The organism is Candidatus Harpocratesius sp., assembly GCF_054039255.1.
The window spans coordinates 40,007-56,773 of the sequence record NZ_JBPLBG010000065.1 but is presented as its reverse complement, the minus strand read 5'-3'; the positions used below and the strand labels follow the sequence as shown (position 1 = coordinate 56,773).

Sequence of the window (16,767 nt, the reverse complement as noted above, 5' to 3'; positions counted from 1 at the left end):
CACTCTTGTTTTTTCACTTTATTTTAATTTTGCTTTTTCTAAATCAAAGGCTGTGATTGTTATATAGGAGATTTCATTACATTCTTTGCAGAATATCGCTGTTCGTTCGATGACTTTATTATCACATATTTGTGCGAAAACTTCATCAACATCCAATTTTTTTACAATATTCCTACTATGGCAATGCGGACATATTTCAATATCTTTCAAATATGGATAGTTTTTTTGTTGAATTACTTGAGAAGTTTTTGTATCAGTGCGAGATGAATTCATATCGATAATAAAATCATCTTCATCAAATGATTGATTATTATTTTCCCCTTCTTTTTGCATACTCTCTATTCGGCGAACAAATTGACCATCACGAATAACCAGAGTATAATCTGCTATTTTTCGCAACGCAGGATCATGAGTTACAATTAAAAGTGCCTTATTGGGGTTTGAAGCCATAAATTCTTTGAAAACTGTCATTATATTTTCTGCTGAAACTGAATCAACATTTGCAGTAGGTTCGTCTGCAATTATAATGGATGGATCGTTGGCAAAAGCCATTGCAATTGAAAGTCTCTGCTTTTCTCCGCCTGATAAAGTGCTAGGGCGATGATGGATACGGTGTTCTAACCCTACTTTTTTTAAGAGATCTTCAACTCTCGCGCGCCGTTCTGATTTCGATAATTTTCCCAAAACTATCATAGGTAATTCTACATTTCCTGCAGCTGTTAAACTAGGTATAAGATTAAAAGATTGAAAAACAATACCAATTTCTTCTTGTAGTAATTTTTGGATACCTTCATCCCGTAATTTTGTGATTTCCATACCTTTGATTTTTACAGAACCTGCATTAGGACGTTCAATTCCGCAAAGACAATTCAAGAGTGTAGTCTTTCCAGAACCGCTGGGACCCATTATTACGATAAGTTCTCCTGGATAAATTTTTAAATCGATTCCCCTGATTGCCATTACTTCAATTTTTTTTTGTTTGAAAATTTTGTAAACACCTGTAAGTTCAACAATGGGAATTCTTTCCCCTTCCAATTTCGTTGTTGAAGACAAAATTTCATCCGCCATAATAAGATAGAGAAGGCGTTATGATTTTAAAATATATTAATTATAAGAAATGAAAGTTCATTTTTTACTGAATTAGGAAATAAAAATTAGACTGCGAATAAGTTTTCATTTCTCGATAAAATCACCAAATGGTGGAATTTTATATAAATCATTATAACTTTTCAATAAACTTCGATTTATGTGCATTCCTTTCTCATTTTTTATTAGAATGTCTTTATTTTCCAAAGTTTTAACATGATATTGAATTGCTCCATGGTAAACACCAAGTCTTCGAGCAATTTCAGATAGACCGATGTTCTCTTCCTTTAAAAGAATCTTGATAATATCAACGACTAAAGGATTTGAAAAAAGTACAACAAATTCATCGAATATTTCTGGTAAATTAGCTAGGAAATAATTAAGGGTTCTTCCAATTTTCTTTGAACGAACTAGTCCAAAAGCTTCTAAGACCATGACATGTTTAATGAAAGGATTTCGTGTAATGCCAATTACTTCTTCTATTCTAGTGTCTCTTGCATGAGTACCTGGATAATCATGAATAAAGGAAAGAACTTGTTGTAAGGTCTTTGTGCCTAAAATTTCTCTACGAGTACGACGTTGATCTGAAACAATCCAACGTTTTTCTGATAATGATTTAATTGCTTGGAATATTTGCTCTTTTGAATAACCTTTACTATGAGTTAATCTTGCAATACACTTTGAATATAATTTTTCCATTAAAGGGCTGAGCATTTCTACTCTTTCTACTTGTATGTCTGCTTTATAACGTTTTTGTTTCAAGATCTCCTCCGCGATACTAAGAACATTTTTTTCCAAATCAGAAAGGTCTTCAAATTCTTTATGAATTTTCTCTATTGGATCAATTTTAGCTGCTTTAAATTCTTGAATTGTCCGTTCACTTGAAATGGATTTAGCTGATTTAGTAGATTTAGGAAAAGGTGCTAAATTAAGTGGAATTGAGCTTAAACTAGCATTATTTTTACGAAGGATTGAAGAGTTAATTACATTATTTATTGGCGTTTTAGGATTTTTTTCTTTTTTTTCTTCACTTATTTCTTCTTTTTCAATGTGTTTAATTAGTTCTTTTTCAGCCATGTTTTGTTCCAATCCTGGTAAACCTTATGATTAAAAACTTTTTAATCATCTCATTTCTTTTATTTCTTCAAACTTTTTATTAATTTTTATTTGATTTTTCTAAAATATATACAAATTCATCTAAATCTTCTTCTGGTAAATATTTCAATTGATTTATTAAAAAATCTTGTTCTTCCCTTGCCATATCTAAGGAACGAATGCGATTTATATATTGTGTATTGATTAAGTCTTCTGATTTATTAACATTTTCAAGCTCTAAAATATACTTCTTCTGAGCATTTTTGTTTAAATATAAGAATGCTTTGGATATTTCATCCTTTTCTCCATTTGAAATGGGTAATTTAATTAATCGTTCCCTAATTTCTGGATCCAGTACTGTGAAAATAATTTTCGAAATTTGTCCTTCAGGAGGAACTGGACGGATATTTTCTTGCCGAATTAAAAGATTGTGAGGTGTTAAATTTTCCTTTTGTGCTGCTATTTTCTTCTTATTAAATGTTGTTTCCTCTTTTGGAAAATTTTTGTTTGAAATAATTGATTCCGGGTGAAGTAATTCACCAGTTTGTGGATCAAATCGTTTTACTTTTTTTCTATTGTTGTAGTTTACCGGTTGATCTAAATTATCTAAGACATTGCTAATTTTATTCTCAGAAGTTTCATTTTGATTTGGAAAAACTAAAATATCAACCAAATCTCGAATTTCAAACACTTCTGGTAATTTTTGATCATATTTTCGCAATTCTTTTTGGAAAGTTATAATTAAACCACCAATTATTAATAAATAAATTCCAACACCTAAATTTAAGGTGAAAATTCCACATATAATTAAAATTATTGATTTTTCAAGAGGTATCTCTTCTAATTTTTCATATTTTAATGTTGGTAAAATAGAATAGTATAAAATTAAAACAATGATTCCACCAGATAGTAGAGTATAAAAGAAACTTCCAAGACTGTAATTCTTGTTATCAAATATTTTTCCAAGTCTTCCTAAAATTCCAGCAATGAAGAATGTAATAAAAATACTGAAAATATATGGAATAAATGAATAAAATATTTCTCGATTCCAGATAAGATTTAATTGAGGATTTTGATGAATTACAGGGTGATTTTGCGATATCTGTTTAGTTTCTTCGATAAAGATAAGAACTGATAAGGTACCTCTTGCTAATAACAATATTCCTATTCCATTTATACCTATACTTATAAAACCTAATATTATCATTGGAATACCAGCGTGAGAAACATGAGCACGTCTCTCTGAATATAAAAATTCTCGGTGATCGTATGTAATGATATAAAATTCAATCAAAAGTAATCCAACTAAATGAAACCAAGATCTGTTGTGTATTGAAGTAATTAATGTGATTATAAGGATTAATGTGTAATAAAAAGGTGTCAATTCTACTAAAACATTTTTTGCTGATTTAAGATTTTTAATTTTCTCATTTGTTTTTCGTGTATTTTCTTTTGTTCGGAATAAATCTTTTTGATATTTCTCTTTTTCTCTCGTTTCTTTCAATTTTTCTTTTTTATCTATTTGTATATTTGTATTGAATGAACTATAATTACTTTCTTGCTTACTTATTCCTTTATTCGTGAATAATTCAGAAAATACTATGGAAAAATTACTTTTTAATTGTGTTTTGATTCTTTGCCATTCTTTTTTCCATTTTATCCATTGCATCTCTTCTTTTGTAAGATTTTTCTGAATGAAAGGACTTTCTTGCTTTTTTTCCAAAGGTTTGACATCACCTGATTCAATGCCATGGAAAGGAAATCCACATTGTTCACAATATACTGTCTTTCCCGATAAAAGCAATTTTATAAGTTGTATATCTAGACGATAATGACATTCGGGGCAGTGAATTTCAGGCAAAGAACCCGAATCAAGTGAGTTATAATTCATAATAAACACATGTTTTTCGTTTCAAAGTACATTATTATTGGAATGTATTTCAAAGTAATTGAGTCCAATAATTATCATTTTAACTTTATCCTTTTCTATCTTTTTCTATATATGCTCGCATTAAAAAAAAAATTGGAAATAGTCTAAGAGAATACATTCAAATAAATAATCAAAGTTAGCTACTAATAAGTGTTGTTATGAAAACCCCCCTAAATTTAATCAAATTTTTGAGCACTATTTTTCTTTTATAACACACCCCTCACAATCCTACCCCCGAAGGGAGGGCTCTTCACGCCCCCCAGTGAAACCCTCTCTTCAACCTCTCTTTTACTAAATTAACATTATATTAAATATAAATATAAATATAAATATGAATTAACAATATTTTTCCAATATCTTTTCCTACCAAAGATGGGCGATAAAATGATAAATAAATTTGAAAATGATATTGTTCGGATAGGGCCAACTGGTGTTCAAAAAGAACTTTTTAAAGTAAAAGGGAAAAATGGAAAAATCAGAAATGGAAAAAGATTTGAAATTCCAGAATATTTAGCAAATTTGAATTTAAATGCTTATGAATTTCCAGGGGGTAGAATGGCTAATTTTAAAGATTCTCCAGATTATGAAAAATTTCGTCAAAATGCTCAGAAATTTAATGTGGCAATCTCATTGCATGCCCCCTATTATATATCTCTAACCAGTGAAGATGATATCGTTTATGAAAAATCTATAGAACGATTGGCACATACTTATGCATGGGCGACCTATTTGAATGCAAAGCGCATTGTTCTTCATCCTGGTTCTTATGGTAAATCTATCTTATTAAATAAAAAATCAAATAAATCTGGATTAGATTCATTCATGGGTACTTCTCAATCTTCCAAGATTGATGCAAATATACAAAATAAAATTACAAAGATTGTCGATGGGATTCGATCTGGTATTGAAATGGCAGGAAAAATATATCCTTATTTGAGATCTGAATTTCAAAATATATGCCTCTGTCCTGAAACAATGGGAAAACATGGTCAGCTTGGCACTTTATCAGAAATAATTGAGATATGTAAATCGGTTGGTCTTAATAAAGCACGACCCTGCGTTGATTTTGGACATCTTTATGCGAGAAATCTAGGAAAATTGTCTGCAGATCAGTTATATTCAAAAACAATAAATCAAATAGAATCTGAACTTGGATCTAATGTTGTTCAATCTTTACATATTCATTATTCAATAGTGGAATTTACTCCAAAAGGAGAAAAGAAACATCATGAAAATGAAACACTTACTTGGGGACCTCAAGTTGATTCTCTTTTTCAATTTATTATAGATAATCAACTAACACCGATTATTATTAATGAAAGCCCAAAATTAGAACCCGATGCAGTATGGTTGATGAAAAAATTAAACAATTTAAGAAAATCTACATAAAAAATTAAAGTGATGATGAATTACTTTACAATAAATAATTCGGAGAATATAGAATGCCATTCTGCAATGGATGTGGATTATATCATAACTTTGTTGATCAACGTAAATTATGTCATTCTTGCTCAAAACTCTTCCAAGAAAATAAATTGGATGAAAAACGCATTTTTTATCAAAGAAAATTAGTTATTCAAAGTAATTCGTATAAGCTTTTATATTATCCAGTTAAATTGCAATCTATTCCTGATTTATTTAAGCACACAAAAATTGAACCAGTTGCAAGGAGATCTTTACAATTATCTCAATTTTCGACGATTTATGAAGAAGGAAATCAAACAAATAATCGTGTTATTCAAAATCAGAATCCACTTGTTCAACTCTTGAATACTGCCCCATTTGGATTAAGCCGATCAAAAATCGCCCTTATTTCAGCAATACTCGGTTTTTTTCTCTCTTTTATTCCATATTTAAGCTTTTTTGGTTTATTTCTAGAGATATTTGCTTTGCTATCGGTTATTAAAGCTTTTAGAACTGAATCTCGAAATTGGCAGCAAATTTTAGCATTACTTTTATCTTTAATATATTGGGCTATAATCATTGCAGGAACAGTAATCATTTTGCTTAATCCTGAAATACTCGCCTCTTTGGAACAAGCTATTAATCAACCATCAAGTATTACTTGAAATGAAAAATGGGATAATGAAAAGAAAATCAATTATTATTCAAATATTGCTTAAGTTCAAATTGTATTTTATTATTCCTTCGTTCTGTTATCATCATTTTGGAAATATATCTGCTTTTCAGTAATTATTATATCCATATATACATCTTTTTCATGTGTTGGAATTGGGAATTTCATTACAGCATTATCTAAAGCGAAAGCAATTTTTAAAATTTCTTTATTCGTCAGAAATGAATCGTAATAACCAGCACCGTATCCATAACGTGCTCCGTAAATATCAAATACAGAACCTGGAACTAAAATTATTAAAGATTTTTTGTGATTATTTGACAAAAATTTATTTAGATTGATCTTTTGACAAGTAAGTTTTGGTTCCATTATTCCATAAGCACCTACTTCAACATCATTCACAATATCATTAATTCTATAAATATCTAAGGCAATCCTTTCGTTTACACAACGTGGAAGGAATAATGCTTTGCCATCGTTTAAAATTTGTGTTAATAGTGGTCGAGTATCAAATTCTCCTGATTCTACTTTTCCAAAATATCCAATAATTGAATCAGATTGTTGATAATCATATAAATTGAAAAATTTTTTCACAATTTTAGCGAATTTCTGCATTCGTGTAACAAGTGGAAGTTCTTTTCGTTGTTTAAGAATTTTTTTTCTTAATTCTGCTGGATCAAGAGGTGTTTCCATAACATTTGAAATGAGACTAATTGTTAAAATATTTCCAACTCACACATTTTAAATGGGAATTATCGATCTATATAACCTTATCAAAAATCAGATTAGATTTATTTACAAGTGTTTTTTAAAGAACACAAATACGTTGGAATTTGTACGGGTGATACCAATATCGACACATTTGTCAAAATTTAATTAAGCAAACCTTCTCATTTATGATTAGGGGACTCTATTCAGATGGAAATTTTGAAGAATTATAGATGTCGATTAATGTTACGGTTCCAATATCTGTCGATTAAATGAATTTGGATCCGATGTTATAATATTCCTAAGATAGAGTCCTAAAAATCATAATTAATAAAGAATATCAGGGAATGATTTTATGGCTAACAGACTATATACATTGATGAAACGACGTGGTTTTGCTGAAACTTTAAAAGTTCTAGGCAGTTTTGAAAAATGCGAAGCAGTACAATCGAAATTTTTCGAGAAATTTGAAGAATCCGATAGTTATTACAATGCTTATTTACGAGTAAAGAAACAATTACTTGATTCAGAACTAATTAAATTCAAATTAAACGAGAATAATGAAAAAGTAATTTATTTAACCGATAAAGGCAAGCAAGTTCTTGAAAAAATGGAAGAAATCGAAAAACTAATTGAGTAAATTCCTTCTTTTTTTCTCTTTTCTCATCTTGTAAGTTATCTCTCATCTTTCTCATCATAATTTAATTTTCAATTTGTATTGTGGTATATAATTCAGCAGAATAAATAGAAAGTCGATTATTCCAACTAAAATTAAAGGGTTATTATATAATTTTAGGAAGAAGTTTTAAGTAATTCATGAACGCTAGTGATTAAATGAGAAAGAAATGGATATTCCTCCGAAATTTACAAATTGGCCCATTTGGGATGATCAAGATATTTCTATGGTTAGTAATGTCATTAAATCTGGAAATTGGTGGTGTGGTGCCCCTAAAAATAAAGCAGGAAATCAAGTTTGGGATTTTCAAGATGAATTTGCACAATATTTGAACGCGAATCATGTATTTGCTTGTACCAATGGAACTCATGCAATTGAAATTTGTCTGCGTGCTCTTGGGATTGGATTGGGCGATGAAGTAATTGTATCTGATTGGACATTTGTTGCTAGTGCTTCAGCTGTTGTGGCTGTTGGAGCAATACCTATATTTTGTGATATTGACGCAAAAACATTCCTTATCGATTCGCAGCAAATTAAAAAATTAATAACTCCAAAAACAAAGGCAATTATTTGTGTTCATTTGGGGGGAATGCCATGCAATTTAGAAGAAATCCTTCAAATTGCAAAAGAGAATGATCTAAAAATCATAGAAGATTGTGCTCATGCTCATGGAAGTCGATACAAAGGTAAATCTGTAGGTCTTTGGGGTGATTGTGGCACATTCTCTTTTCAAGCAAGTAAAGTACTAAATGCAGGAGAAGGAGGCGCTATAATTTGCAGTGATGATCATATTGCCAATAAAATTTATGAGATTTTAGATAGCGGGCGCCATCCAGGAGAATGGTTTTATGATCATTTTACCTTCGGCTCAGATTATCGTTTAGGAGAATTAAATGCTGCATTGTTACGAAGTCAATTAAAAAAATACCCCAAACAATTTGAAAAACGAAATCAAAGCGCGATTTATTTAAATAGTGCTTTAAGTCTGATTCCTGGAGTGCACCCACAGAAGAGATATTATTATGTTGATGGGTGTGCTAATTATGTGACAATTTTTTATTTTGATCCGGAATATTTTGGAGGAATTGATTACAAAATTATGTATAAAGAATTATCACAAGCAGGAATTCCAACAGATGCATGTTATCCTCCGTTACATAGGCTTGAATTGTTTCAAAAAGTAAAATTGTTGCCAAATATCGATTATAGTAATGCCAATTGGGGAAATGAAAAATCTAACCTTGAGCACTTTCCTGTAGTTGAAAAAATATACCGTAATGCTTTTCAATTAGATCACCGAGTTCTTCTCTCTAATCAAGCTGCTTTAGATTATATTGTAGAAACTTTAAAAAAAATACAAGAAAAATATAGCATTTAAGAAATATAGAAAGTTGAAAACGCTATAATATAGTAAATGAAAAAAAGGTTCATAATGGTGACTTCAGTTGAGAAATGAAAACTTAGGTAAAAAAACCCTTCAAGAGATCATGCAAATTCCCGATTCGATTGAGAATTCTATCTTTAAAGAAACGAATAGGGAAAAAACTCTTAGTATTGCTAAAAATATCATTAAAAGTAAATGTGTCTCAATTTATATATTTGGATCAGGCACAAGTTATCATGCAGGTTTAGTTTCGACATATTGGTTCAGCGAATTAGCCAATTATCCAACACATTGCGAATTAGCACCTGAATTTCCTTATTTGATTGAACCAATAATCGCAAAGAAACATGTGGCTATTTGCATTAGTCAATCTGGAGAATCAGAACTTACTGTATACTCTGCTAAAAAATCAAAAGAAAAAGGTGCCTATGTTATTGGAATTTCAAATAATAGTTCAAGCCAATTGGCTAAAATCACCGGACATAACTCCATCATCACTGAAGCAGGACCGGAAGAAAGCATCTTAGCAACTAAAACGTATCTTAGTCAACTTAGTGTATTAGCCGCGTTGGCAATTGATTTAGCATTTTTACGCCAAAAAATAACTCTTGAAAAATATAATCAAATTTGGAAAGAATTCCAATCTGTTCCAAATTTAATTAAATCTGCTTTACCAGACATTCATAAGGAAATTTTAAAAATTGCACCATTCTTTAAATTTTCCCGTAATTGTTTTGTAATTGGAGCAGGTCCTGATTACGCAAATTGTATGGAAGCTGCATTAAAACTTAAAGAAGGTGCTCGAATTTTTTCTCAAGCATTTTCTACGGCAGAAACCCCACATGGACCCATTACTCTTCTTTCAGATCCCCGTGATGCGTTTGTTCTATGCATTATTCCTCGCCCAGAAGCAACTTCACGACACTCAGATATTATCAAATTGATTAAACGTCTTGAAAAAAAGGGAGTAACCATATTAGGCATAAAAAATCCAAACGATTTCATAAAGGAATTAGAGATCTCTATAGATATACCCAAGTGTAGCGATTTTTTCTATCCCCTTTTCTCAATTATTCCCGTTCAATTATTAGTGGTAGAAATTGCCGCAATTCAAAATAATGATTGTGATCGACCTATATATCTTTCAAAAATTTCCAAATTATGATTATTTTTCCCAAAATTAAGATATGGAATTTTTTTCAGCAAATTAAAACGGAATATATTGATTTTTCATGTCAAAAAAAGTATTAATTATTTGTCCCCATCCAGATGATGCAGAAGCATTTGCTTCACAATTATGTATGCAGGCAGTACAAGCAAAATGGGAAGTTCATCAAGTATTGGCTACATGTGATGAATATGGAACTCCAATCAATAAATTTAAAGGACAACGGATTAAAAGAATTCGTTATTTGGAAATGCTAAAAGCTCAACGTTTGTATGGGGTTGACAAAAATGGAAAATATATTATGCAACTCCACTGGATGAACTACATCGATGGATTTGTTCCCCAAACGAAATCAGCCGTTTTCCGACTTAAAGTTTTTATTCAAAAAATCAAACCAGATATAATTATTGGCCCAGATCCATTTATCTATTATGATAGCCACGTAGATCATATAGCGGTTGGTAAAAATTATTATCTGGCATTAAGATCTTTAGTATCATTAGAAAGACCGCGGCTTATGCTGTATTTCCAAACACTCATGCCGGATTTTTTTCTCCCAAAATTACATTATAAAAGGGTGAATTTAGTAAGATCAGCGCATTTGAGTCAATGGACTCCACGAATGGTAAAAATTATCGAAAAATTTAATTTTATTGTGCAAATTGGAGTAATTCTGAAACATGGATATGTTAGAAAGGTGGAAGGATATCGACTGGTAACTTTTAATTCTTCACATAATATTCCTTCTGGTTTTGCTAAAATACTTTTCTTCTTTTTCTGAGATCGTCCTCTTGGATATAAAGAAGGAAGGTTTATCCCTAATCCAAGAGAATTGGGGCTTGAATTGATTCCTCATGAACCTATTCAGTAAAAGATAATAATAGATGAATATTCAAATAAGAGAATACCTCAAAGTAAATATTATGAAACTAAAAATAGGGATTATTGGCGCCGGTTTTATTGCAGAGCGCCATATTCATGCATTTTGTCAGATTCCTGAAGTTGAAATTGCCGGCATCTGCTCTCGTAATACAGAAAAGGCATTAATACTTGCTCGAAAGTATAATATACAACCTGAAATTTTCTCAGATTATCAAATCCTTCTTAATCAAGAGTATGATGCAGTAAGTATTTGTCTTCCAAATTATCTCCATAAAGATGTAGCAATTCAAGCCTTATCTAAAGGAATGCATGTATTTATTGAAAATCCTCTCGCACGAACTGTTGCTGAAGGGGTTGAAATGATTCGCGCAGCCAGAAAATCTCAGCGCATGATAATGTACTGCGAAAACAACATGTTTGCTCCTGCATTTGTGAAAGCAAAAGAATTGATTGATTCTGCTTCTATTGGAGATATTTTTATGGGAAGAGGGTGGGAACGCCATTCAGGTCCGCATAGTGCTTGGTTTTATAAGAAACATGATGCAGGGGGTGGTTCTCTTATCGATCTCGGTATTCATGATATTGCATGTATTGTATGGTTAACTGGTATGGATGTGAAAGAGGTATTTTGCCAAATACAAACCAGTCAACCCGATCGTCACGATTTTGGAAGGTGTGAAGTGGAAGATAATGCTATTGGAATTCTATATTTGGAGAATGGTGCCCAAATTAGTATTGAAGAATCTTGGAATGTTCCCTCCAGTTTTGATGTTAAAATCGAATTATATGGGGAAAATGGCCAGATTATCGTGAATCCCAGCCGTATGGCTCCAATGGAAGTATTTTGCACTCAAGGCTATGGATATACTGTTGAAAAAGCTAGTACCACCAAAGGATGAACTTTTCCTATCCCAGATGAAAATTCTACCTTTGGATATTTACAAGAAATGAACTACTTCGTTCGCTGTATCCAACAACAAAATCCAGAAATGACAGTGCGAATTAGTTTTCCCAGATGGAATTTTTGGTCTCAAAATTCTCGCTATAGTAGAAGCGATGTATATTTCAGCTCAATCAAGAAAAATTGAAAAAGTGAAATATCCAGTAATAAACTAAGTGGGTCTGAATAGTATGATTAGCTTAAGTTTATTATTTCAATCCCATTGTCCTTGAGAGCGTAGTTCTTTGATTTTTTGATTTGCCATATTTTTTAAAGCAATATAATCAATTTTTTCAGTTCTATTAAGTGGCATCTCGTTATACTGTAAAATAACTACTAAATTTGGGCGCTTATATGCCGCTAATCCCTTAGCTGCCTGTATAACTTCTTCTTCTGATATGTGCTTACCTTTTTGTTGTTCTACAAAGGCGACGATACCTTCACCGTAAACAGAATGCTTATGACCAACAATCCCTATATTTTCTACTTTATCCTTAAGTTGTTCTAGCAAAAATCCTTCTATTTCGGGTGGATATACATTATAGCCTTTTGATTTGATCATTAGTTTAGAACGGCCAATAATATGGAGTCCTTTTTCATCTATAAAACCTAAATCTCCCGTATAACACCAACCATCAGATGAGATTGCTTTTTTGGTATTTGTTGCGTCATTTACATATCCGAGAAACACTTGGGGGCCAGAAAAGCATATTTCTCCCACTTCACCTATTTGTTTTTCAAAACCCGAGGTTCCATCTGGATTCATTTCATTACGTATCGATATTGGGGTAATCGGCATCGCATATCCCACACTTTCAGAGAGTAATTGAACATCGGCATCTTTTGGCGTGTATGTTGCCATCCCGGATAATTCTGTAAGACCCAATCCTGTTCCTATCTGGGGCGCTATTAATCTTAGTTTTTCAAGAAAAGGTCGTCCTACAGATTGTCCTCCATATATTGCAAATTTCAAAGAAGAGAGATCATAAGTATTGTAATTCGGTAATCGCCATTCTAAATTAAATAAGGCAGGGATTTGCCCCAAAACAGTAATTTTATACTTTTGGATAACTTCTAAGCTAAGATCAGGTTTAAAAAGATCTAATACTATTGCTGTCCCTCCAAAGAAAAACGTAGTAATTAGTTGTTCGGCTTGACCTCCAACATGGCTTGGAGGAAGATTTACCAACATTACAAGATCTTTATAACGTAGGTCAAATCCCCACCCCATACAAAGATTTTGAGCAGTAATTCCTTGATGTGAAAGCAAAGCAGGTTTTGGATATCCAGTAGATCCAGTTGTATAAATCACTTGACAACCGTCTGTTTCTTGGATATTTGAATGCATTTTTTCATATGTCTCTAAAAGATCTTGGCGTTTTCCTTGATGAATAAGCATATATAATTCATGGGCTGATTTAGCAAAACTCCAAGCAGAAATAACCGATTCTTTCCCTACTTTTTCAATTAATTGATCTGGTTTGCTAAATTGTATAAAATATTGTACACAATCCACATTATCACGAGCTATTTGAACCATGGATTTAAAATCTGCTACATCAGTTTCCCCTAAATGAAAATACATTTTAGCTTTCACAAGAGAAAGGCATCGAACAACTTCTGTTGGTTTCAAGCGAATATCCAAAGGAACATGAATTGCTCCGATTTTAAAGCATGCATATTGAATGAATATATGTTCTGGAAGGAAAGGAAGGGATGTCGCAATAAAGTCTCCTTTTTGAATGCCTAAATCTATTAATTTAAATGCTAAAGCAGTAGCATTTCTATCAAACTCTTGCCAAGTAAATTCTTGCCCTGTATTTGCCGAAACAAAAGCAACTTTGGTAGGCTGCTCTTTTGCCCATTTTTCAACAGCTTCATGTACCAGATGTCGATCAAAGTAATCATCTTCGTACATTTTCCAGGTTACCATCGGAACCCCATGTTTAAATTCTGGTTTTATCATAACATTTCACCTTTATTTTCGGAATTCCTCCAATTCTTTTTTTGAAGGAATATATGCCCCAGGGAATAATTCCTTGAGTTCTTGAACAGATGGTTGTCTACCGTACTCGCATAACTCAAATGCTTCTGCTTTTTTTATACGTTTTCCTGGAAATGCTTTCTTCCAGAGTTTACGATAATCAGTTATTATCCTGGAAAACACTGAGATTATAAGCATTTCTAAAATTTCCAATCGATTTTGGATATCATAATCTTCTGGAATTTGATCTTCAAAATTTAATGTCCAAGGGAGCCAATCCATCATCTGACTTTCGTGATTTATCAAAGCAGCACTTTTTTGAGAGTATTCTTCTGTAATATCCAACATTATATTCGGAATGAAGCGATAAGGTTTTTGAAAATCGTCATATGCATAGCAAATTATTGGCATTTTTCTGGTTTTCGAAATTGGAGTAGCTGAACAATAATGTGGAACAATTAGCATATAACTTGCATCCATCACCAATTGGCCTGTATATCGATGATCTCGATGATAATCATAGGGGCGGTGTGTTATAACTAAGTCTGGATCAAATTCTCGAATTACTCGCACTACTTTTTCAGTTTGCTCACGATTTACATATACATGCCCATCGTCTATATTTAGTGAGGTGTATTCTGCTCCTAATATTTTTGCAGATGCTTGAGCCTCCTTCTGACGAATTTCAGCTAAATCAATTTGATCTTTCTCATAATGACCGAGATTTCCATTTGTAAGTGAGACATATTTCACTTTATGACCCCTAGATGCCAATTTAAGTGTTAATCCTCCAGTAAGTAAATCCGCATCATCCGGATGGGCACAAATTACCATCACCTTTAGTATTTTTTTTTGTTTTTTATCTCGTGGATAAATCCATGAACAATTTAATGGCCACAATTGACTATCATATTCCTCTCCACTCATAATGTTTTATTAGTGATAGAAGAAAATAAATATATATTTGCAAAAAACGAAGGTTAATAATGTATAACGTACAATCAATTATCGATAATAAAACAGATGATTTTCAAAATATTACTAATGCTCCATCACCTCGATTACGTTGGATTGGTAGCAACTGTCGCGATAGATATAAATTTCCAAGAAGGAACGCTATTACATTTTTTCTTTGCTCATGCAGGAAGAGAATCAACTTATATGACTTTATTTGATGTAGGTGCTGCTGCCTTTATTTTCATTATTGGAATATCAATGGGAATTGCATTTCAAAATCGAAAAAGGAAATTCGGAATAAAAAAAGCTCTTTTTCATATGCTAATTCGATTTATTGCATTATTTGCTGTTGGTGCATTAATTGTAATTGCTGATGGAGGATTCATTCAAGAACGAGACGGATTACGAGTAATTCGGTGGGATGTTGTAATAAGCATTGCCACAACCTATCTGGTTGCTATATCTTTTCTCTTTATTAAACAACCACGACTGCGATTTTTTGTAGGTATTGCATTGTTAGTGATTTATCAAATATTACTTTACTCTACTGTATTACGAAATTATGCCATCGCTTCAAACCATGGAGGCATTTTTGGAACTTTGTTTGGCTTTGTAGCAATATGTATTATGGCTTCGGCTATTGGAGAGTATTTATACTTTGATCAAACAGATGAAGATAGAAAATATCAAATTGTATTGTTAATTGGAATAAGATTATTTTTGGGGAGTTTTCTCTTGGCTTTTATTCCAGGAATGGAAGCAGCGAAGCGTCAAGTATCGCTAACTTATTGCGGAATTTCATCAGGTATTACAATCCTACTTATGAGTTTCTTTGCCTATTTGGATCGAAAGAAAAATCTTGAATTGCGTTATTTACGTGCTTTTGGGATGAATCCATTTTTAATGTATTTTTTAGCAGAGATCCCATCTTTTTTAATAGACGAAATGATCGGGTTGGATTTGGTGTTGAACGACGAATGACTTACCAGATGGCAAAAGATCCTGATGGAATGGATTTTACATGTATTGCGGGCGATTTGGTAAATTGGAATGATATGATTTCCGATTGGGCTACAATTTTTCATAAAAAAGGTTATGGAAAGTTTTCAGCGACAATTCCATGGATGAATGTTCCTGGAAATCATGAATATTCATGTAAAGAAGAGAGTTGTGGATTTCGAGAAAATTATAAAATGTTTTTCCAATATAAATATCCTGGAGGAAAAACAGTTTTTCCTAACACTCCCGATTACGGTCTGTATTACTCTTATAATTATTCCAATGTGCACATGATTGCTTTAGATAATTTTGATAATGCTACCTACACTGAAGAAAATGGATTTACAAAAGGTACATTTCTAACAACTAATCAATTAGAGTGGTTGAGAGAAGCTCTTTCTCGAAATCAAAATATGTGGAAATTTGTTTATATGCATGTTCCAATGTATTCCACCGGTGATTACGGGAGCAATATTGAGTTGATTAATCAGTTTGAACCGATTTTTGAAGAATATAATGTGAATGCAGTATTTTATGGTCATGATCACCATTTTGAATCTTTTTATGTAAATCACACTTCTGGTCAAGGAATATACCATTTTGTAATAGGAACAGGTGGAGCAGGCACAGATGATTTAATTGATAAAGAAAAGATGGGAGATTGTGCTTGGTCTAGCATTACTTTGAATATTTCAAATACAGAATATAACTATAACTGTTTCTACGGATCTGAATATCAAATCTATGGTGAAATGACTTATGCTTATATTAAAGTAAATGTTTTAGGAAATCAAGCCACATTTAGCGTGATAAGGAGTGTTGATGGCAGTGAAATCATAAAATTTACTCAAACAAAATAGAATAAAAAATATAGTATCAAT

15 protein-coding genes are annotated in these 16,767 nt (G+C 31.9%); 9 read left to right on the top strand and 6 right to left on the bottom strand.

The window, feature by feature from the left end:
• Nucleotides 1-18: 18 nt before the first annotated feature.
• The 3 genes from ACXLDF_RS14435 to ACXLDF_RS14425 form a co-directional block, all read right to left on the bottom strand.
• The gene (locus ACXLDF_RS14435) at nucleotides 19-1,068 is read right to left on the bottom strand and encodes an ABC transporter ATP-binding protein (RefSeq protein ID WP_457559248.1); all 1,050 of its coding nucleotides are present in this window, start codon (nucleotides 1,066-1,068) and stop codon (nucleotides 19-21) included.
• A gap of 105 nt (nucleotides 1,069-1,173) precedes the next feature.
• A complete protein-coding gene (locus ACXLDF_RS14430; RefSeq protein ID WP_457559247.1) occupies nucleotides 1,174-2,163 on the bottom strand; it encodes a winged helix-turn-helix transcriptional regulator in 990 nt (329 codons plus the stop codon).
• A 79-nt stretch (nucleotides 2,164-2,242) separates the two neighbouring features.
• Complete coding sequence (locus ACXLDF_RS14425) at nucleotides 2,243-4,072, bottom strand: hypothetical protein (protein WP_457559246.1); 1,830 nt, start codon at nucleotides 4,070-4,072, stop codon at nucleotides 2,243-2,245.
• Nucleotides 4,073-4,495: 423 nt separating this feature from the next.
• On the opposite strand from ACXLDF_RS14425, the gene ACXLDF_RS14420 reads away from it, so the two are divergent.
• Nucleotides 4,496-5,500, top strand: coding sequence for a TIM barrel protein (locus ACXLDF_RS14420; protein ID WP_457559245.1), 1,005 nt, complete (start codon nucleotides 4,496-4,498; stop codon nucleotides 5,498-5,500).
• A 53-nt stretch (nucleotides 5,501-5,553) separates the two neighbouring features.
• The gene (locus ACXLDF_RS14415) at nucleotides 5,554-6,180 is read left to right on the top strand and encodes a hypothetical protein (RefSeq protein WP_457559244.1); all 627 of its coding nucleotides are present in this window, start codon (nucleotides 5,554-5,556) and stop codon (nucleotides 6,178-6,180) included.
• A 71-nt stretch (nucleotides 6,181-6,251) separates the two neighbouring features.
• Here the strand turns inward: ACXLDF_RS14415 and ACXLDF_RS14410 are convergent, their stop codons facing one another.
• Nucleotides 6,252-6,881 (bottom strand): 5-formyltetrahydrofolate cyclo-ligase, encoded by a 630-nt coding sequence (locus tag ACXLDF_RS14410; protein WP_457559243.1) that lies wholly within the window; start codon nucleotides 6,879-6,881, stop codon nucleotides 6,252-6,254.
• Between the two features lie 370 nt (nucleotides 6,882-7,251).
• Here ACXLDF_RS14410 and ACXLDF_RS14405 point away from each other — a divergent pair, with 370 nt between their 5' ends.
• The 5 genes from ACXLDF_RS14405 to ACXLDF_RS14385 all read left to right on the top strand — a co-directional run bounded on the left by ACXLDF_RS14405 (nucleotide 7,252) and on the right by ACXLDF_RS14385 (nucleotide 11,905).
• Entirely contained in the window at nucleotides 7,252-7,536 is a 285-nt protein-coding gene (locus ACXLDF_RS14405) for a hypothetical protein (RefSeq protein WP_457559242.1), read from the top strand.
• Nucleotides 7,537-7,741: 205 nt separating this feature from the next.
• Complete coding sequence (locus ACXLDF_RS14400; RefSeq protein ID WP_457559241.1) at nucleotides 7,742-8,950, top strand: DegT/DnrJ/EryC1/StrS family aminotransferase; 1,209 nt, start codon at nucleotides 7,742-7,744, stop codon at nucleotides 8,948-8,950.
• Between the two features lie 67 nt (nucleotides 8,951-9,017).
• Nucleotides 9,018-10,121 carry an SIS domain-containing protein gene (locus tag ACXLDF_RS14395; RefSeq protein WP_457559240.1) on the top strand — a complete coding sequence of 368 codons (1,104 nt, stop codon included), beginning with the start codon at nucleotides 9,018-9,020 and terminating at the stop codon, nucleotides 10,119-10,121.
• 67 nt (nucleotides 10,122-10,188) lie between these two features.
• Nucleotides 10,189-10,905 (top strand): PIG-L deacetylase family protein, encoded by a 717-nt coding sequence (locus ACXLDF_RS14390; protein WP_457559239.1) that lies wholly within the window; start codon nucleotides 10,189-10,191, stop codon nucleotides 10,903-10,905.
• A 142-nt stretch (nucleotides 10,906-11,047) separates the two neighbouring features.
• Nucleotides 11,048-11,905, top strand: coding sequence for a Gfo/Idh/MocA family protein (locus ACXLDF_RS14385; protein ID WP_457559238.1), 858 nt, complete (start codon nucleotides 11,048-11,050; stop codon nucleotides 11,903-11,905).
• Between the two features lie 255 nt (nucleotides 11,906-12,160).
• Here the strand turns inward: ACXLDF_RS14385 and ACXLDF_RS14380 are convergent, their stop codons facing one another.
• A complete protein-coding gene (locus ACXLDF_RS14380; RefSeq protein ID WP_457559237.1) occupies nucleotides 12,161-13,912 on the bottom strand; it encodes a class I adenylate-forming enzyme family protein in 1,752 nt (583 codons plus the stop codon).
• A gap of 12 nt (nucleotides 13,913-13,924) precedes the next feature.
• A complete protein-coding gene (locus tag ACXLDF_RS14375; protein ID WP_457559236.1) occupies nucleotides 13,925-14,857 on the bottom strand; it encodes a PIG-L deacetylase family protein in 933 nt (310 codons plus the stop codon).
• Between the two features lie 96 nt (nucleotides 14,858-14,953).
• Here ACXLDF_RS14375 and ACXLDF_RS14370 point away from each other — a divergent pair, with 96 nt between their 5' ends.
• Nucleotides 14,954-15,868 (top strand): phosphatidylinositol anchor biosynthesis protein PIGW/GWT1, encoded by a 915-nt coding sequence (locus ACXLDF_RS14370; RefSeq protein ID WP_457559235.1) that lies wholly within the window; start codon nucleotides 14,954-14,956, stop codon nucleotides 15,866-15,868.
• Nucleotides 15,865-16,746, top strand: coding sequence for a metallophosphoesterase family protein (locus ACXLDF_RS14365; protein ID WP_457559234.1), 882 nt, complete (start codon nucleotides 15,865-15,867; stop codon nucleotides 16,744-16,746). The genes ACXLDF_RS14370 and ACXLDF_RS14365 overlap by 4 nt, the downstream gene beginning before the upstream one ends.
• Nucleotides 16,747-16,767 lie beyond the last annotated feature (21 nt).